Here is an 18,329-nt window from a genome sequence, read left to right as displayed (position 1 = left end):
GCTCCTTAACGTTGCACTACGCGGGCTGCGGCTCCGTTCCGGCACCGGTATCGGTCGACAGACGCGTGGCCAGTTGCGCGGCGTAGCGCTTGGCCGCGTCGCCAACTACGATATGGAACGTATCCGCCGAGACCCACGCCGTATCGAGCGTAGCCAGACATTGACGATCGACCGCCGACGGATCGCGAACCACGATCCGCAGACGCGTTGCCGCCACAGCGTCCAGCGACACGACGTTGCCCGCGCCGCCGAACACGGCGAGCCAATGCAGCGGATCCGGGTCGAGCGGACCGCTCTGAGCACCGCTTGCAGCCGCCACAGGAGCCGCAGCGACAGCAGCCGCAGCCACCGGCTTCACAGCATCGCCACCGCCTTGTGCGATCACCGTGCGGATTTCGTCGGCGATGATGTCCGCTTCCGGCCCGATGATCACCTGCACGTTGGTCGAGCCGCGCTTGAGCACGCCACGCGCGCCGATCGTCTTCAGTTCGCCTTCCGAAACCTTGTTGGCATCGACCACCGACAGACGCAGGCGCGTCGTGCACGCATCCACCACCGACAGGTTCGACGCGCCACCCAGCGCAGCAATATAACGCTGCGCGCGCGGCATGGCGGCACCCGCCACCGGCGAAACAAAACCGCCAGCCGTGAACGACTCGATCTGTTCGTCTTCGGCGGCGGGTTCGCGGCCCGGCGTCGCCATGTTGAACTTGCGGATGAAGAGGCGGAACAGGCCGTAGTACACCACCGAGTACACGAGTCCGAGGGGAATCGCCCACCAGCCCTTGGTCGACAGGCCGTAGTTCAGCACGTAGTCGATAAAGCCAGCCGAGAAGGTGAAGCCGAGATGAATCCCGAGCGCCGAACAGATTGCCAGCGACAAGCCCGTCAGCACCGCGTGGATCGCGTACAGCACCGGCGCAAGAAACATGAAGCTGAATTCGATCGGCTCGGTCACGCCCGTCAGGAACGAGGTGAGCGCCATCGACGCCAGCAGGCCAAACACCATCGCGCGGCGCTCTTTCGGTGCCTCGTGGTACATCGCGAGACATGCGGCTGGCAAGCCAAACATCATGATCGGGAAAAAGCCCGTCATGAATGTGCCCGCAGTCGGGTCGCCTGCGAAGAAGCGATGCAGGTCGCCCGTCACCGCGACGCCGCCCGGGGGCGTGAAGGTGCCAAACACGAACCACGTCAGCGAATTGAGGATGTGATGCAGACCCGTGACGAGCAGCAAGCGGTTCAGCACACCGAACACGAACGCGCCGAGCGCACCCGCGGTCGTCAGCCAATGGCCGGCCGTGTCGATCACGCCTTGCACCGGCTGCCATACGTAACCGAACACAATGCCTATCGCCAGACAGACCACGCCGGTGACAATCGGCACGAAGCGTTTCCCTCCGAAGAATGCGAGGTAGTCGGGCAGCTTGATGTCTTTGTACCTGTTGTACAGCAGGCCCGCGACGATACCCGCCACGATCCCGGACAACACGCCCATGTTGAGCTTGTCGTTGATGTCCTTCATCACCGCGACTTCGATCAGATAACCGATCGCACCCGCGAGACCTGCTACGCCGTTGTTGTCTTTCGCGAAGCCGACCGCCACGCCGATTGCGAACAGCAACGGCAGGTTGTCGAAGATCGCGCCGCCGGCGTCGGCGATCATCTTGATGTTGAACACATCGGGTTGGCCCAATCGCAGCAGCAGGCCGGCAACCGGCAGCACTGCAATCGGCAGCATCAGCGCCCGGCCCAGGCGCTGAATCTTCAGAAACGGATTCCCATCCATTGACACCTCCAATCCATGTCTCGTTGTCGACTGTCGTCGTTAAGTTTTGTCGCTCTACGTCCTGACTATGCGAAGCTGGTTGCGGACTGTGCAGGGTTCAGTCCAATGGCCAGGTTTCGCGGCTCACTGCTCTTACCGCCTGCGCCGATTCGAGCGCCAGGGCATCCTGGGCGCGTTGACGGCACAACTGATAATCGAGGTTGCGCACTCGCGCCTTGATGCCCGGCACCGACACCGGATCCACCGAGAGCTCGGTCACGCCGAGACCGACGAGCAGCGGCATGGCCAGCGGATCGCCCGCCAGTGCGCCGCAGACGCCGACCCATTTGCCATGCTTGTTGGCGCCCTGCACGGTCGCTGCGATCAGGCGCAGGACCGCCGGATGCAAGCCGTCAGCCTGCGCCGCGAGGTCGGCCTGGCAACGGTCCATGGCGAGCGTGTATTGCGTCAGATCGTTGGTGCCGATCGACAGGAAATCCGCGTGTTGCGACAGTTGATCGGCAAGCAGCGCCGCTGATGGCACTTCGATCATCACGCCGACTTCGATCGGTTCGGTACGGCCCGATTCAAGGGCGAATTCGTCGATGCGTTTGCGGATGCGGATCAATTCACCGACATCCGTCACCATCGGCAGCAGGATGCGTACGGCGCCGAGCGGTTGCACCGCGAGCAGACCGCGCAACTGATCGTCCAGCAGATCCGGGCGCACTTGTGCGAGGCGAATGCCGCGCAGGCCGAGCGCCGGATTCGGTTCGGGCGGCAGCGTCAGGTAGTCGACTTCCTTGTCCGCGCCGACGTCCAGCGTGCGAATGATCGCGGTGCGGCCGCTCAGTGCATCGACGATGGCCTGGTAGCTCTGGCGATGTTCGTCGATGGTCGGCGCGGCGGCGCGGTGGATGAACAGCAGTTCGGTGCGCAGCAGGCCGACTGAATCGGCGCCGTTGTCGACAGCGGTTTTCGCATCGTCGAGCGTGGCAATGTTCGCGGCGACTTCGATCGCGCGGCCATCGGAAGTCACGGCCGCCTGCTGCGACGTGCGGCGGTTCGCTTCGCGTACGCCGGCCAAGCGACTGCGCTCCAGACGCGCGCGTTCGATGTCGAGTTCGGTTGGAGCGAATTCGAGGCGGCCGGTGGTGGCGTTCACCACCACTTGCGTACCTTCGGGGATCGCGTGCAATGCGTCGCCGACTGCCACCAGCGCCGGAATGCCGGCCTGGCGAGCAAGAATCGCCGCATGCGAAGTGGCACCGCCACGCGCCATCACCAGCGCGGTGACGCGCGTGCGATCCAGCGACGACAAATCCGACGGGGTGAACTCTTCAGCCGCCAGCACAGCTTCTTCCGGCAGCGTGCGTGCCGCAGCATTCGAATAACCGAGCGCGCGCAATACGCGCTTTTCGATGTCGCGCAGATCGGTGGCACGTTCCGCGAGCAATGCGTCTTCGATCTTCGTCAGGATGGCGATCTGTGCGCGGATCGCTTCGCGCCACGCAAAGCCGGCGCTCTTGCCGAGGCTGATCAGATCGCGCGCGGCGTCGACCAGCGTGGGATCTTCGAGGAGGACTCGATGCACCGCGAAAATACCCGCCTCACCCACCGCACCGCGTTGCGACGCATCGCGCACGGTGGTACCGAGGTCGGCGTCGACGGTGGCAATCGCCTTGTCGAGCAATCGGCTTTCAGCCGCCGACGTGCCGTTCGCCTTTTCCGGCGGATCGATATCCGCGTCATCCCAGCGCACCAGCTTGCCGACCGCGACGCCCGGCGACGCGCACACACCCGCGAGCATATTCGGCGCAAGCGCTTCGTTCGCCGCATACGCAATCGCTTGCGGCGCCGGTGAACTTTGTCGCGCCGGCTTTTCTTCGACTTCGCCGTGCGCTTCCCGCGTCAATTCGTGGGCGATCGCTTCGATCGCGGCTTTGGCCTGCGGGCCGACGCCGAGCAACTCGACAGTCGCCCCTTCGCCTGCGCCGAGACCGAGCAAACCGACCACGCTCTCGATCGCAGCCTTACGCCCTTCGTAACGCACTTCGACGCGCGCATCGAAACCGCGCGCCGCTTCACGAGCGCGCGCCGCCGGCCGCGCATGCAGACCGCCTGCGTGGACCAGCGTGACTTGTTGACGGGCTTCCTCGGTTACGTTGGTGGCGCTCGCCTCGCGCGCTGCGTGCGCCGCCTCGCCGCCGCGAGCGCGCAGCATCAGCAACGGCGTTTCACCTGCCGTCAACATGCCGTCCTGCGCACGCTCGACAATCTCGAACGCATCCGAATTGGCAATTGCGATCACCGAGACGAGACTTGGCGCATTCAGCGCGACCTGATCCTGATCGAATTCGATCAGCACTTCCCCCGTTCGCACGTGGGCACCTTGCGCGACCATCGGCGCAAAGCCCTTGCCATTCAGCTCGACCGTGTCGATACCGATGTGCAGCAGAATCTCCACACCTTCGGCCGTCGCGAGCGTGACCGCGTGGCCGGTGCGCGCAAGATGGGTGATGATGCCGTCGCACGGTGCGACGAGTCGCCCCTCGAGCGGATCGATGCCGATGCCGTCACCGAACATGCCGCCCGAAAACACAGGGTCGGGCACGTTCGCCAGCGGTACGACCGGACCGGTCATCGGCGCGAGCAAAACAATATGGCCTTCAGAATGGCTCATCAAGCGGGACTCCTCGACACGTCGCATCTGATTTCTCGTCAGTGAGTTTCGGTGACTTTGTTGAGATGGCGTGGCGAATCAGGATTGCGCCCGCGCGCGGCGGCAAGGCCGGCTGCCATCACGTAAAAGGACAGGATCGCGGCGATCGGGTCGAGCGCCGCATGAGCGGTGGTAGCGAGCGGCAGCGTCGCTTCCGGCACGTCGGCCGGTGCGGCGAGCAGCACGCGGGCGCCGCGCGCCTGCATGTCGCGCGCGAGTTGCAGCAAGCCGGCTTGCTCGGGACCGCGCGGTGCGAAGACCAACAGCGGATAGTCGCGGTCGATCAGTTCCATCGGACCGTGCCGCACTTCCGCGCTCGAAAACGCTTCCGCCTGAATGCCGGAGGTCTCTTTCAATTTCAGCGCGGCTTCCTGCGCGATCGCGAGACCCAGACCGCGGCCGATCACAATCATGCGTTCGATGCCACGCAGTTCATCCACCGCGTTCGACCAGTCGAGCTTGCCAGCGGCTTGCAGTGCGTCGGGCAGCGTGTTCAGCGCGCCGAGCAGCGCGTCGTCCTTCTGCCAGTGCGCGACCAGTTGCGCGGAGATCGACAGCATGGCGATGTAACTCTTGGTCGCCGCGACGCTCAGTTCCGGACCGGCCATGAGCGGCAGGTGAAATTCGCAAGCGTCGGCCAGCGGCGAGCTCGGCGCATTCACGGCGGCCACGGTCAACGCGCCGGCCCGGCGCAACGCTTCCATCGTGCCGACCAGATCCGGGCTCTTACCCGATTGCGAGAACGCCAGCGCAAGCTGATCGCGCACCTGCAGCGGCGCTTGCTGGAGCGTCGCAACCGACATCGGCAGCGAGGCGACCGGCAGGCCGAGGCGGCTCATCGTCAGGCTTGCGAAGTAACTCGCTGCGTGATCCGAGCTGCCACGCGCGACCGTCAGCGCGACATGGCGCGGTTGCCTGGCGAGCTTAGCCGCCAGCGCCTCGACGCGCGAGGGTTCCGCGAGTTGCGCGGCGACCGTTTCAGCGGACGCCAGCGCCTCGTTAAGCATATTCGACAATTGCTTCTCCTTCGACGTATGTCGCGGTCAACGCCAGTTCACGATCGAACACGACCACATCGGCCCACGCGCCGCGCGCAATGCGGCCGCGGTCTTCGATGCCTAGGTAGTCGGCGGCGTAGCGCGACAAACGGTTTGAAACATCGGCGATCGGCAAGCCGATCGAGACGAGATTGCGCAGCGCCTGATCCATCGTCAGGGTGCTGCCGGCGAGCGTGCCGTCGGCAAGACGCACGCCGCCGAGGCACTTCGTCACGTGCTGGCTGCCGAGGCGGTATTCGCCGTCGGGCATGCCGGTAGCCGAGGTGCTGTCCGTCACGACGTAGAGACGCGGAATCGCGCGCAACGCGGCGCGGATTGCGCCCGGATGAACGTGCAGCAGGTCGGGAATGATTTCGGCGAATTCGGCGTGCGCGAGCGCGGCGCCGACAAGACCGGGATTGCGGTGATGCAGCGGCGACATCGCGTTGAACAGATGCGTGAAGCCGCAGGCGCCATGCTTGAGCGCGGCGACGGCGTCGTCGTAAGTGCCGAGCGAATGGCCGAGCTGCACACGCACGCCGCGCGCCGCCATCTCGGAGATGATCTCCATATGGCCGGCGATTTCCGGCGCCAGCGTGACCACGCGAATCGGCGCGATCGACAGATATTTCAGCACTTCGTCCATCACCGCCGAAACGGCGGCGTCGGGCTGCGCGCCGAGCTTACCGGGGTTGATGTACGGACCTTCCAGATGGACGCCGAGCACGCGCGCACCGCCTGGCGTGCGAATGCGCGCGTTGTTGCCCAGCCCTGCGACGACACTCATCAGCTCGTCGCGCGGCGCGGTCATCGTGGTGGCGAGCAGGCTAGTCGTACCGTAACGCGCATGCGTGCGGGTAATGGTTTCGATCGCGTCGCCGCTTTCCATCACGTCGGCGCCGCCGCCGCCATGCACGTGCAGATCGATAAAGCCAGGCAGGATGTACGGCGCGTCGTTCTTCGACGGATCGCTGCGTTCGCCGGTCAGCGCCGTGATGCGGCCGTTTTCGTATTCGAGCGTGCCGTGAATCCACCCGTCGGTGGTGAGTATGTTTCCGGTCAGCATGAGTCTCTCTGGTGAGGCGTAATGCGGGGTGTGACTGAATTGCGTTCGATCGAGCCGCACGTGACGGCGGGCCGCGCAGCCTCTCAGGCGCGCCGATCAGGTGCGCAATTCAGCGACAAAATCGTAGTAATCGTCGCGGCAATAGGTATCGGTCAGTTCGATCGCACGCTGGTCCGCGCTATACCCGATTCGGGTAATGACTAGCAGCGCCGAGCGCGGTTCGATGTCCATCAACGAGGCGATCTCGCTCGAAGCATTGACCGCGCGAAAGTGCTGCAAGGCGCGCACGACGGCCGCGCCATGTTGTTCGAGATAGCTGTAAAGCGAGACGCCGATGGCCTGCGGATCGGGCACGATCGCCGCGGGCAGCGCCGAATGCTCGACCGCCATGACGATGCCGTCCGCGCGCCGCAGGCGCCGCAGACTCGTCACCACCGCGCCGGGTGACAGGCCGAGGTGGACCAGCTCATCACGGTTGGCAGCGCGGATATCGCGCTCGAGCCACACCGAATCCGGCCGGAAGCCGCGTTGCTGCATCTTCTTCGTGAAGCCAGTGAGCCGCGACAACGGATCTTCGACGCGCGGCGTAATGAAGCTGCCCGCGCCCCGCGCCCGCCGGATCAGGCCTTGCTCGACCAGCAGCGCGATCGCCTTGCGCGCGGTGATGCGCGACACGCCGATCGCATCCGAGAGCGTGCGCTCCGAAGGCAGTGCTTCACCCGCCGACCACACGCCGCAGTGGATCGCCGTCGCCAGATTGCGCGCAAGCTGCAGATAGAGCGGCGTGACGTTGCGAGCGTCGGGCATCAGTGCGGACCAGCGAGTTTCCATGGGGCTCCGGCGGTCGTCTCGAAGAATGCGGCCTACGAAAATAAGAGCCCATTATATAACCAACATAATACCAGTCAATCAACTGGTCCCATGCCGGCATGATTCGCGGAAAGCCTTGCTGGATAAGCTTCACAGCGTGATTTGGGGGCGCGGAAGGACGCTTTGCAGGGATCGGGATTTACCCGTATTCGAGATACCAGACGACGGGTGCATGGTCCACATTGGTTCTCTTCCCGGCTGTCGGCGTGGCCTAAAATCGATACCTTTCTGATACCAATTTGATGTGCTCCTTAGCCGCGCTGCTTTTTTAATGGGTTTCGTTCCAATATAGTGCTGTGTAGCAAGCCATAAAAATTCCCCGGGGAGCAGCATTTGACAGATTCCGAGGCGCTGCGGCTGGCTCAGGCCGTCCGCCATTTCAACCGCTTCTATACCCAGCGCATCGGCGCTCTGCATGAGCATTTGCCCAAGAGCGCCTTCTCGCTGACGGAAGTGCGCGTTCTGCATGAACTGTCCACCGGACGCGCGCAGACGGCTTCGGTGCTCGGGCGCAATCTCGGCCTCGACAGCGGCTACCTCAGCCGCCTTCTAACCAGCTTCGAACGACGCAGCCTGATTACGCGGCGCCCGTCCGACTCGGACGCGCGCCAGTCGCTGATTGCCCTCACCGACGACGGCCACACGGCCTACGCACCGCTTGATACAGCAGCGATCGAAGAAGTATCGGCACTGCTGAACGGACTGACTGCGCTCTCCCAGGAACAGTTGATCACCGCGATGAAAGTGATCGAGCGGCTGCTCGACAGCAAGCCGAAGCACGAACTCGTGACCCTTCGCCAACCACGCGCCGGCGACTGCGGCTGGCTCGTGCATCGGCAGGCGCAGTGGTTCGCCGCGCAACACGGCTGGGACCAATCGTTCGAAGGCTTGCTTTCGCGCGTCGTCGCCGACTACTCGCAACGCGGCGATCCGGTGCGCGAGATGTGCTGGGTTGCCGATCAGGAAGGCATGGTGGTCGGCTCGGTGTGCATCGTAGGAATCTCGACGACAGTGGCAGGCGTGCGGCTCCTATGGGTCGAACCGGACGTGCAGCGTCTTGGGATCGGCACGCAACTGCTGAGTGAATGCGTGCGGTTCGCCCGGCGCGCGGGGTACACCAAACTCACGCTGACCACGGCCAGCACGCTCAAGGAGCCGCGGCGGCTATGCGAGCGTGCCGGCTTCCGGCTCGCTCGCACGACGGCGGAGCGGCGCTTCGGCAAGGATCTGATGCTCGAGCGATGGGAGTTGGAGCTGTAGGATCGGGCGTGGGATGCGCGCGAGAGCGAACCGCAGCTTAGAACGACGGCACCATCGAACCCTTGAACTGCGTCTTGATGAACTGGCGCACGTCTTCCGACTGGTAAGCCGCGACCAGCTTCTTGACCCATGGCTTGTCCTTGTCCTGCGCGCGCACGGCGATCAGGTTCGCGTACGGGCTGTGGATGTCTTCGAGCGCGATCGCGTCTTTGGTCGGCAGCAGACCGGCCGACAGCGCGAAGTTCGTGTTGATCGCGGCCACGTCGACATCCGACAGCGAGCGCGGCAGTTGCGCAGCGTCGAGTTCGACCAGCTTGATCTTCTTCGGATTCTCCGCGACGTCGAGCGGCGTGGCGTTATTGCCGTTCGTGCCCGCGCCCGCCTTCAGCTTGATCACGCCTTGCGCCTGCAACAGCAGCAGCGCACGGTTCTCGTTCGACGGATCGTTCGGCACCGCGATCTTCGCGCCTTGCGCCAGATCCTTCAGCGACTTCAGCTTCTTCGAATAGATACCGAGCGGCGAAATGTACGTCAGGCCGGCATTGACGATCTTGTAGCCGCGTTGTTTGATCTGGCTGTCGAGGTACGGCTGGTGCTGGAAGCTGTTGGCGTCCAGGTCGCCTGCGTCGAGCGCGGCGTTCGGCTGTACGTAGTCGTTGAATTCGACGACCTTCACATTCAGACCTTCGCGCTTCGCCACTTTCGTGACGACTTCCCAGATTTGCGCGTCCGGGCCACCGATGGTGCCGACCTTGATGACCTTGTCGTCGGCGTGTGCGCCGAAGCTGGTGACGAACGCCGCCCCGGCGATCACTGCCGAGAGGGCTTTGAGGATGTTTCTGCGCTGCATGTCATTCTCGCTTTTTCTGATCGATGTCAGATTCGGGTGGAAGCCGGCGGCCGACATCTTGTGGACGCGCCGCCAACTGGACCGCAAATGGTCTCATATGCCCAGCGAGATGGGAAATATCACGATTGCATATCGTTATGCGTATTGAGCGGCGGCGTTCACGCAAAACACGCTTTCAAGACGACGCGGCTAGCGCCGGGAATGAATTTGCCGATCCCGGCTTGAGGACGACAGCGAAGGGAATTGAATATGGGCACGCGGCAGACGCACGCGCCCGTCTGAATCAATACATCAATCGAGCAGCAGCTTGATATCGTGCACCCACGGCGTGGCGCCCTGGCCATCGCGCGCGAACAGACGCAGCTTGCCGTCCGTGTCGAACACATAGCTCGCCGCCGTGTGGTCCATCGTGTAGCTATCGGGCGTCTTGCCCGGCACTTTCGCGTAGTAGACGCGGAAGTCTTTCGTGATCTTCGTGAGTTGCGCCTGGTCCGCCGGACGCAAGCCGACGAACGCCGGATTGAACGCGGGCACATATTGCGCGAGCAGGGCCGGCGTGTCGCGGTCGGGATCGACAGTGACGAACAGCACCTGCACGCGTTTCGCGTCTTCCGGGCCAAGTTGCTGGAGAGCTTGCGAAAGCTCGGCCATCGTGGTCGGGCAAACGTCCGGGCAGTGCGTGTAGCCGAAGAACAGCACCACCACCTTGCCCTTGTAGTCCGCCATCGTGCGGACTTTGCCGGACGTGTCGGGCAGCGAAAAGTTGCTCCCGAATTGCGTGTTGCCGGTGATGTCGAGGTTCTGGAACGCCGGCGGCTGCTTGCCGCAACCCGCCACCAGCAGCGCGCCGCCGAGCACACAAGCGATCACGGTGACACGCGCGGCGGCACGCGCCGTGCGCACAAAACGTTGTGTAAGCATGGGGGTTATGCGCCGATCACGACGCGCGCATAGTGGTCGATCAACAGCGCGGCGAAGAGCAGCGACAAATAAACGATCGAGTAACGGAAGGTCCTGCGCGCCAGGTCGTCGGAATATTCCAAGTAGATCTTCCACGCATACGCGAGGAACACGGCGCCGAGCAACACTGCCGCCACGAGGTACACCGCACCGCTCATGCTGGAGATGAACGGCATCATCGTGACCGCGAACAGGATCACGGTGTACAGCAGAATATGCAGGCGCGTGTACTTTTCGCCGTGCGTATTCGGCAGCATCGGCAGACCGGCATTTTCGTAGTCTTTACGGCGATACAGTGCGAGCGCCCAGAAATGCGGCGGCGTCCACACGAAAATGATCAGCACGAGAATCCATGCGTCGCCCGGCACATGACCGGTGACGGCGGCCCAGCCAAGCGCCGGCGGCATCGCGCCTGACGCGCCGCCGATCACAATGTTCTGCGGCGTGGCCGGTTTGAGCAGCAGCGTATAGATGACCGCATAGCCGACGAAGGTGGCGAGCGTGAGCCACATGGTCAGCGGATTGGCGAACGTATAGAGCGTCCACATGCCGAGGCCGCCGAGCACCGCCGAAAACAGCAGGATCTGCGCGGTGGTGATTTCGCCGCGCGCGGACGGGCGCCAGGACGTGCGACGCATCTTCGCGTCGATCTTCTGTTCGACAAGGCAATTGATGGCGAACGCCGCACCGGCCAGCAACCAGATGCCGACGGTGCCGCCGATCAGGACGGTCCACGGCACCATGCCGGGCGTTGACAGAAACATGCCGATGACTGCGCAGAACACAGCGAGCTGCGTGACGCGCGGCTTTGTCAGCGCGATGTACTGGGAGACCCGGCTGCCGGGTGTTTGGGAGAGAGTTGTGCTGTCCATGTGAGGTCACGCTGGCGCGGCATCGCGCGCAGGCAACGCGGCGCGGCCGGGACGGCTAGAAGCGATCCGAAAGTTTAACATAACGAGCAGAAGCAGCAGGATTGCGGCCCCGCCGTTATGCGCGACGGCAATGGGCAACGGCCATTGCAGGACGATGTTCGACAGACCGGTGACGAACTGGACCAACCCTACCAGCAACACGCCGTTTGCCGGCCGCCGCAGCGACTCGAAACGGCGCAGTTTCAGCGCCAACCACACCAGATACGCGACCACGACGATCGCGAACGTGCGGTGTGTCCAGTGAATGGCGACCAGCGCATCTTGCGTGATCATGTCGCCGTCGCCGGTCATGCCGAGTGCGCGCCATAAGTGGAAGCCGTGCGCGAAGTCCATCGGCGGAACCCATTGGCCGTTGCAGGTCGGGAAGTCCGTGCAGGCCAGCACCGCGTAGTTGGTGCTGACCCAACCGCCCAATGCGATCTGCACGATCAGCAGCGCCAACCCGGCGATCGCCGCCGCACGCCAGCGCGCGGCTTCGGGCTCATAAGCCGGCAGCGGCGTTTGGCGCGCAGCCAGCCAACCGAGCGTGCCGAGCAACGCGAGACCGAGCAGCAGATGGGTCGTGACGATGATCGGTTGCAATTTCAGGGTCACGGTCCACGCGCCGAATGCGCCCTGCACGAGAATCAGCAGCAGCAGCGAAGTCGGCCACCACGGCGACACATGCAGCGGACGGCGCTTGAACCGTGCAGTCCACGCAATCAACGTCTGCGCAATGATCAGCACGCCGATCGCCATCGCGAAGTAACGGTGGATCATCTCGATCCAGGCTTTCGTCATGCTGACAGGGCCGGTGGGCATCAATTGATGCGCGGCGGTAATCGCGGCGTGTGCGATGAACGGCGACGACGTGCCATAGCAACCGGGCCAGTCCGGGCAGCCGAGACCGGAATCGGTGAGACGCGTAAAGCCGCCGAACATCACCAAGTCCAGCGTCAGGAAGGTGGTGAGCCACACCAGCTTGCGGAATTTGTTGTCGTCGGCCTTGACCCACACATAGGACAGCGGCAACAACGCGATACACAGGCCAATCAGGGCCAGTTGCAATACGAACATCTTTCTTACCCTTGTTGCGGCGTCAGCCGATGCTCGACCATTTGAGCAGCTTGGTCACATCGACCTTAATCTTGCTGGGGTTCGGATCTTTCGGGAAACGCATCATCAGATTGCCGTTCGGATCGACCATGTAGATGTGGTCGGTGAGTTGAGTGCCGGTGTCGGTCGGCAGCCATGCGGACACCTGCGCCGGGTTGGCGATCAGCATGTTGGTGTCGGGATAGGCTTTTTGTATCACGTCGGACACGTTGCCTGCATCGGTGCGCAGCCACACTTCCACGACGCGTTCGCGTTCCGGGCCCTGAGCTGCGCGGATTTGTCGCATGAAGTACAGCTTGGTGACGCAGGCTTTGTCGCATGCGCTGTTGTCGACGGAGATCATCAGCCAGCGGCCGCGCAGCGACGCGAGCTTGAGCGGCTTGCCGTCTTCACCCGTCACGACGAGCGAATCGGGAATCGGCCGCTGCGGTTCGACCAGCGTGCCGTAGCTCGTGCTGCCGCCGGTCGGCTTGACCACGTAATAAACGAAATACGACACGGCGATCGGCGCCGCGCAGATGAACGCCAGCAGCAGCAGCATCCAGCGGCCACGCTTCCACGATCCCTCGCCATTGGGTTGACCAGGCACCACTTTCGGAGCTGCGGGTTTGCCAGCTTGCGGCGAACGGGGAGATTGCGTCGACACTACAGGACCTCTTTCAATGATTGCGCGGCTTCGAGGCCCTTGCTCTCAGGGCACGAAACCGCAGGCGATGCATTACACGCTCGGGGCGTGCTCTTTCTTCGCGGCGCGGCGCGCGGCGTACAAACCGAAGACCAGGGCCGCGGCCGCCATGCCCCACCACTGGAACATGTAGCCGTAGTTGGTCTCGACGCCGGTTGTCGGCGCCGGCCAGTCGCGTACCAGCTTGTCGCCGTCGTCGCTCAATTGCTGAATCACGAACGATTGCAACGGCAGCCCGATTTCCGCAGCGTAGGCCGTCGTATCCAGATTCTGGCGGATCTTCTGATGCGCGGCCGATCCCCCCTGCCCCAACTCGAATGCACGCGAGGCATCGGCGCGCGCAATGCCTTCGATTTCGATCTCGCCTTGAGGCGTGCTGTACGGCGCGATGGTCTCGCGACTGTTCATGTTGCGCGGCAGCCAGCCGCGATTGACCAGCACGTAACCGCCGTCGGCCAGTTTAAAAGGCATCACGACGTAAAAGCCCGGCTGATCGTTATACGGTCGATTATCCAGATAAACGACTTTATCCGCGACGAAACTGCCACGCGCCTTCACGCGATGGAATTCGATGTCCTTCAGTTCGACCGGCGTGGCGTTGACCGGCTGCGCAGGCGCGTCTTCGAACTGCGCGATGTGTGCTTCGAGCGCTTCCTTCTGATGGGCGCGGTCGCGCTGCCAGAAACCGAGCCGCACGGTCACCGCAATCACCAGCAAAATCAACAGCGCGGGAATGAGGCGGAACTTCATTGAACGCACTCCGACACCACCGCTTGCGACAGCGTCCGGAACCGGCGGCAGACGCCGGCGCGCGGTGCGATAATAAAAGTCTTGCCTCTGCGCTTTCTGGTTTCAGTTGGTTCCATGCACATTCTCGTTCCCATCGCCTTCGTCCTGATCATCGCCAGCATGGTGTCGGCGCTGTATTTCATGATGCATGACAAGGGCAAAACCAAGCGGATGGTCTGGTCGCTCGCCACGCGGGTGGGCCTGTCGATCTCGCTATTCCTGTTCATCCTGTTCGCTCACTGGATGGGATGGATTCAGTCGACCGGTATTCCTTACGGGCGTTGAGCTCGGCGGAAAGAACCTCACGCCGCCACGCTCGTCGAACTCACCCAGCGCCCCAAACGGACCGGACGCTCCAGGCGCTCCAAACAAAACGCCGCCCTGACAGGGTCGAGGGCGGCGCTGCATGACTTGCGTATTGCTCGTGCGCCGCGCCTTGAAAGGCGATGCGCGAACGGTCTGCACGCGTTCCGGAAACCGGCCGGTTTTCGAAACGTATGCAGGCCAGACTGCGTTACAGCCAGTACACGACGACGTACAGCCCAAGCCACACAACGTCCACGAAGTGCCAGTACCACGCGGCGCCTTCGAATGCAAAGTGATGCTCCGCCGTGAAGTGGCCGCGGATCATCCGCACCAGCACTACAGCCAGCATCGTACCGCCGAGGAACACGTGGAAACCGTGGAAGCCCGTCAGCAGAAAGAACGTCGAACCGTACACGCCCGAGGCCAGCGTCAGGTTCAGTTCGTTGTACGCGTGGAAATACTCGAAGCCTTGCAGAAACAGGAAGGAGACGCCGAGCACCAGCGTAGCCGCCAGCCAGATGATCGCCTTCTTGCGATGATCTTCACGCAGCGCGTGGTGCGAAACCGTCAACGTAGCGCCGGACGACAGCAGCAGCGCCGTGTTAATGGTCGGCACCGGCCACGGCTGCATCGACTTGAAGGTCGAGACCAGCGCTGCCGGACCGTTGTTCGGCCACACCGCCGAGAAATCCGGCCAGATCAGTTTGTAATCGAGGCTGCCGAGCTGGTGCAGCGCGATTTCGCGTGCATAGAACAGCGCGCCGAAGAAAGCACCGAAGAACATCACTTCGGAGAAAATGAACCAGCTCATACTCCAGCGGTACGACTTGTCGACATTCTTGCCGTACATGCCGCCTTCGGATTCTGCGATCGCGTCGCCGAACCAGTGCCACAACGTATAAAGCAGCCACAGCAGGCCGGCGACTACGCCGAGCGGTGCCCAGTCATGGTCGTTGATCCAGGCCGCAAGCGATCCGAGCATGACCAGCAACCCGACAGCGGCGCTGATCGGATGCCGCGACGGATGCGGTACGAAATAGTACGGGCTCTCGTTTTGACCGCTCATTCTTGATTCTCCACTTCAGTCCAGTTGTTCCGGAATCTCCGGCTGTATCCTCGGCGGCGCGTCGATACCGCACCGCTTCACTCTAATTCGTGGGCTCTGCTTCGCCCTGTACTGCGCGTGAACCTGAACGCCTCAGCCCACCACTGCGCGCACGATCAGGATCAGCACGCCGATGAAAATGGCCACACTGATCAATGCCGCTGCGATCACGTGCAGCGGGTTCAGCTGCGTCGCGTCCGCTTCCAGATCACGACGCTTGCGTACCCCGAAAAACGACCAGAACACGGCTTTCATGGACTGGCCAAAACTGCTCTTGCGCGGGCCGCCGCTGTTATCGCTCATTACGTCTCGTTCCTTCGCCCGCGGCAAAAACCGTCAAGCGGGATTGGCGCTGGTTGCCGCCGTATTGGCCGTGGGTGCTGCGCTCCCGGCCGTCGCCGCTGCCGGCGTATTCAACTCAAAGAACGTGTACGACAACGTGATCGTTTTCACATCCTTCGGCAACTTCGGGTCGACCACGAACACCACCGGCATCCGTTTTGTCTGATTCGCAGTCAAAGTCTGCTGAGTAAAGCAAAAACACTCGATCTTCTTGAAGTACTCGGTGGCCTGCTTCGGTGCATAGCTCGGAATGGCCTGCGCCTGAATCGTGCGCGCCTGTTCGTTGCTCACCTCGTACATCACAGTCGTCACTTCGCCCGGATGCACGTCGAGACTGCGCTGCTCCGGCTTGAAACCCAGCGGGCCGCGCGCGTTCGCATCGAATTCGATCGAAATCGTGCGACTCATGTCGACCTGCGTATTCTTAGCCTCGCGCGCCGTGGCATCACGCTGCACGAGGTTGTTGATGCCGGTGATCTGGCAGATCGCGCGGTACATCGGCACCAGCGCAAAACCAAAACCGAACATCATCAAAGCGACGAGGAACAGCTTGATCAGCATCGAACGGTTAAAAGAGCGATCGGCCCGAGCCGGCGGTTGCGTCGACATCTCAATCCTCAACAATCCTGCGCGCAGACTTGAACCACTGCTTCAGGAGAACCACTTCTGATGAATGATGACGCTCGCAAAAAACGCGGCGGCGACGACAAACATCACGATACCGATTCGCCGATTGCCCGCGCGAATCTGCTCGGGTGTACGTCTTTCTTGAGGATTGCGCGTCATGCTCGACTTTCTGAATACTTTCGTGACTACAGGGTGCCGCCACTGCTTCGCTCGCTGCCGGGATCCGGCGGGGACATGCCGCCCGCCGCCAGAACCGGCAACCGCCCAGAACGACGATTACTCGACGGTCGGCGGGTTTTCGAACGTGTGGAACGGAGCCGGGCTCGGTACGGTCCATTCGAGGCCCGTTGCGCCGTCCCACGGCTTGTCGCCCGCTTCTTCGTGCTCGCCACCGCCACGATAGGCCGGCAGTGCAACCGCGAACAGGAAGTAGACCTGTGCCAGACCGAAGCCGAATGCACCGATCGAGATCACCTGGTTCCAGTCCGTGAACTGTGCCGGGTAATCAGCATAACGACGCGGCATACCTGCGAGACCGACAAAGTGCATCGGCAGGAAGGCGAGGTTGAAGAAGAACATCGACGCCCAGAAGTGGATCTTGCCGCGCGTTTCGTTGTACATCCAGCCGGTCCACTTCGGCGACCAGTAGTACCACCCGGAGAACAGCGCGAATAGCGAACCCGCAACCAGCACGTAGTGGAAGTGGGCCACCACGAAATAAGTACCGTGATACTGGATGTCGAGCGGCGCCATAGCGAGCATCAGGCCCGACAGACCGCCGAACGTGAACACCAGCAGGAAGCCGACCGCGAACAGCATAGGCGTTTCGAAGGACAGCGAACCGCGCCACATCGTCGCGACCCAGTTGAACACCTTCACACCCGTCGGCACGGCGATCAGCATCGTCGCGTACATGAAGAACAGCTGGCCCGTCACCGGCATGCCGGTTGCGAACATGTGGTGCGCCCAGACCATGAACGACAGAATCGCGATTGACGAGGTTGCATACACCATCGAGCTATAGCCGAACAGCGGCTTGCGCGAGAACGCCGGGATCACCTGCGACACGATCCCGAACGCCGGCAAGATCATGATGTACACCTCGGGGTGCCCGAAGAACCAGAAAATATGCTGGTACATGACCGGGTCGCCGCCGCCTGCCGCGTTAAAGAACGACGTGCCGAAGTGGCGATCGAACAGCACCATGGTAATCGCGCCCGCCAGAACCGGCATCACGGCAATCAGCAGGTACGCGGTGATCAGCCACGTCCATACGAACATCGGCATCTTCATCAGTGTGAGGCCAGGTGCACGCATGTTCAGGATCGTCACGACGATGTTGATCCCGCCCATGATCGACGACGCACCCATCAAGTGGACCGCGAAAATCGCGAAGTCCATGCCCGGGCCCATCTGCGTCGACAACGGCGCGTACAGCGTCCAGCCCGCGGCGGTCGCGCCGCCCGGTGCGAAGAACGAGCCGACCAGCAACACCGCAGCCACCGGCAGCAGCCAGAAGCTGAAGTTGTTCATCCGCGCAAAAGCCATGTCCGATGCACCGATCTGCAGCGGCACCATCCAGTTCGCGAAGCCGACGAAAGCCGGCATGATCGCGCCGAACACCATGATCAGGCCGTGCATGGTGGTCAACTGGTTGAAGAACTCGGGGCGCATGATCTGCAGACCCGGCTCGAACAGTTCGGCACGGATCATCAGCGCCATCACGCCCCCGGAGAGGAACATGATGAACGAGAAGATCAGGTACAGCGTACCGATGTCCTTGTGATTGGTTGCGAACAGCCAACGACGCCAGCCGTGCGGCGTTTCGTGGGCATGGTCGCCGTGCACGTGCTCGTGGCCCGCGACTACATCGTGTCCGATGCTAGACATGACAATCTCCTAATGCGAATTCTGC

The 18,329-nt window shown here is 62.7% G+C and carries 18 protein-coding genes; 2 read left to right on the top strand and 16 right to left on the bottom strand.

Annotation, left to right across the window (positions count from 1 at the left end; all coding sequences use genetic code 11):
- Window positions 1-16: 16 nt before the first annotated feature.
- The 5 genes from nagE to AYM40_RS01525 all read right to left on the bottom strand — a co-directional run bounded on the left by nagE (window position 17) and on the right by AYM40_RS01525 (window position 7,424).
- Window positions 17-1,789: an N-acetylglucosamine-specific PTS transporter subunit IIBC gene (gene nagE / locus AYM40_RS01545; protein ID WP_063494667.1), complete on the bottom strand. Its 1,773-nt coding sequence runs from the start codon at window positions 1,787-1,789 to the stop codon at window positions 17-19.
- A 97-nt stretch (window positions 1,790-1,886) separates the two neighbouring features.
- Window positions 1,887-4,478 carry a phosphoenolpyruvate--protein phosphotransferase gene (ptsP, locus tag AYM40_RS01540; protein ID WP_148662076.1) on the bottom strand — a complete coding sequence of 864 codons (2,592 nt, stop codon included), beginning with the start codon at window positions 4,476-4,478 and terminating at the stop codon, window positions 1,887-1,889.
- Between the two features lie 11 nt (window positions 4,479-4,489).
- Window positions 4,490-5,497 (bottom strand): SIS domain-containing protein, encoded by a 1,008-nt coding sequence (locus AYM40_RS01535; protein ID WP_063494665.1) that lies wholly within the window; start codon window positions 5,495-5,497, stop codon window positions 4,490-4,492.
- The gene (gene nagA, locus AYM40_RS01530) at window positions 5,490-6,593 is read right to left on the bottom strand and encodes an N-acetylglucosamine-6-phosphate deacetylase (protein WP_063494664.1); all 1,104 of its coding nucleotides are present in this window, start codon (window positions 6,591-6,593) and stop codon (window positions 5,490-5,492) included. Before nagA ends, AYM40_RS01535 begins: the two co-directional genes overlap by 8 nt.
- Before the next feature lie 96 nt (window positions 6,594-6,689).
- On the bottom strand, window positions 6,690-7,424 hold the full coding sequence (locus AYM40_RS01525) for a GntR family transcriptional regulator (protein WP_063494663.1): 735 nt from the start codon (window positions 7,422-7,424) through the stop codon (window positions 6,690-6,692).
- A gap of 372 nt (window positions 7,425-7,796) precedes the next feature.
- Between AYM40_RS01525 and AYM40_RS01520 the strand changes: the two genes are divergently transcribed.
- A complete protein-coding gene (locus AYM40_RS01520; RefSeq protein ID WP_063494662.1) occupies window positions 7,797-8,723 on the top strand; it encodes a bifunctional helix-turn-helix transcriptional regulator/GNAT family N-acetyltransferase in 927 nt (308 codons plus the stop codon).
- A 37-nt stretch (window positions 8,724-8,760) separates the two neighbouring features.
- Here AYM40_RS01520 and AYM40_RS01515 read toward each other — a convergent pair whose 3' ends face one another.
- From AYM40_RS01515 to AYM40_RS01490, 6 genes are all read right to left on the bottom strand, one after another.
- Window positions 8,761-9,573, bottom strand: coding sequence for a MetQ/NlpA family ABC transporter substrate-binding protein (locus AYM40_RS01515; protein ID WP_063494661.1), 813 nt, complete (start codon window positions 9,571-9,573; stop codon window positions 8,761-8,763).
- Between the two features lie 291 nt (window positions 9,574-9,864).
- On the bottom strand, window positions 9,865-10,494 hold the full coding sequence (locus AYM40_RS01510) for an SCO family protein (protein WP_063494660.1): 630 nt from the start codon (window positions 10,492-10,494) through the stop codon (window positions 9,865-9,867).
- A gap of 5 nt (window positions 10,495-10,499) precedes the next feature.
- A complete protein-coding gene (gene cyoE / locus AYM40_RS01505; protein ID WP_063494659.1) occupies window positions 10,500-11,405 on the bottom strand; it encodes a heme o synthase in 906 nt (301 codons plus the stop codon).
- A gap of 6 nt (window positions 11,406-11,411) precedes the next feature.
- Window positions 11,412-12,521 carry a COX15/CtaA family protein gene (locus AYM40_RS01500; RefSeq protein ID WP_063494658.1) on the bottom strand — a complete coding sequence of 370 codons (1,110 nt, stop codon included), beginning with the start codon at window positions 12,519-12,521 and terminating at the stop codon, window positions 11,412-11,414.
- Window positions 12,522-12,543: 22 nt separating this feature from the next.
- Window positions 12,544-13,206, bottom strand: coding sequence for an SCO family protein (locus tag AYM40_RS01495; protein ID WP_063494657.1), 663 nt, complete (start codon window positions 13,204-13,206; stop codon window positions 12,544-12,546).
- Window positions 13,207-13,278: 72 nt separating this feature from the next.
- A complete protein-coding gene (locus tag AYM40_RS01490) occupies window positions 13,279-13,995 on the bottom strand; it encodes an SURF1 family protein (protein WP_063494656.1) in 717 nt (238 codons plus the stop codon).
- 114 nt (window positions 13,996-14,109) lie between these two features.
- On the opposite strand from AYM40_RS01490, the gene AYM40_RS01485 reads away from it, so the two are divergent.
- On the top strand, window positions 14,110-14,319 hold the full coding sequence (locus AYM40_RS01485) for a twin transmembrane helix small protein (RefSeq protein WP_007179452.1): 210 nt from the start codon (window positions 14,110-14,112) through the stop codon (window positions 14,317-14,319).
- A gap of 229 nt (window positions 14,320-14,548) precedes the next feature.
- Here AYM40_RS01485 and AYM40_RS01480 read toward each other — a convergent pair whose 3' ends face one another.
- The 5 genes from AYM40_RS01480 to ctaD all read right to left on the bottom strand — a co-directional run bounded on the left by AYM40_RS01480 (window position 14,549) and on the right by ctaD (window position 18,304).
- The gene (locus AYM40_RS01480; protein WP_063494655.1) at window positions 14,549-15,406 is read right to left on the bottom strand and encodes a cytochrome c oxidase subunit 3; all 858 of its coding nucleotides are present in this window, start codon (window positions 15,404-15,406) and stop codon (window positions 14,549-14,551) included.
- 132 nt (window positions 15,407-15,538) lie between these two features.
- Entirely contained in the window at window positions 15,539-15,748 is a 210-nt protein-coding gene (locus tag AYM40_RS01475; RefSeq protein WP_063494654.1) for a DUF2970 domain-containing protein, read from the bottom strand.
- Window positions 15,749-15,781: 33 nt separating this feature from the next.
- A complete protein-coding gene (locus tag AYM40_RS01470) occupies window positions 15,782-16,396 on the bottom strand; it encodes a cytochrome c oxidase assembly protein (protein ID WP_063494653.1) in 615 nt (204 codons plus the stop codon).
- Between the two features lie 42 nt (window positions 16,397-16,438).
- Complete coding sequence (locus AYM40_RS42170) at window positions 16,439-16,573, bottom strand: cytochrome oxidase small assembly protein (RefSeq protein ID WP_236720879.1); 135 nt, start codon at window positions 16,571-16,573, stop codon at window positions 16,439-16,441.
- A 117-nt stretch (window positions 16,574-16,690) separates the two neighbouring features.
- On the bottom strand, window positions 16,691-18,304 hold the full coding sequence (gene ctaD / locus AYM40_RS01465) for a cytochrome c oxidase subunit I (RefSeq protein WP_063494652.1): 1,614 nt from the start codon (window positions 18,302-18,304) through the stop codon (window positions 16,691-16,693).
- Between the last annotated feature and the right edge of the window lie 25 nt (window positions 18,305-18,329).

This window comes from Paraburkholderia phytofirmans OLGA172 (assembly GCF_001634365.1).
Classification (GTDB): Bacteria; Pseudomonadota; Gammaproteobacteria; order Burkholderiales; family Burkholderiaceae; genus Paraburkholderia.
This window is presented reverse-complemented; position numbering and strand designations above follow the sequence as displayed.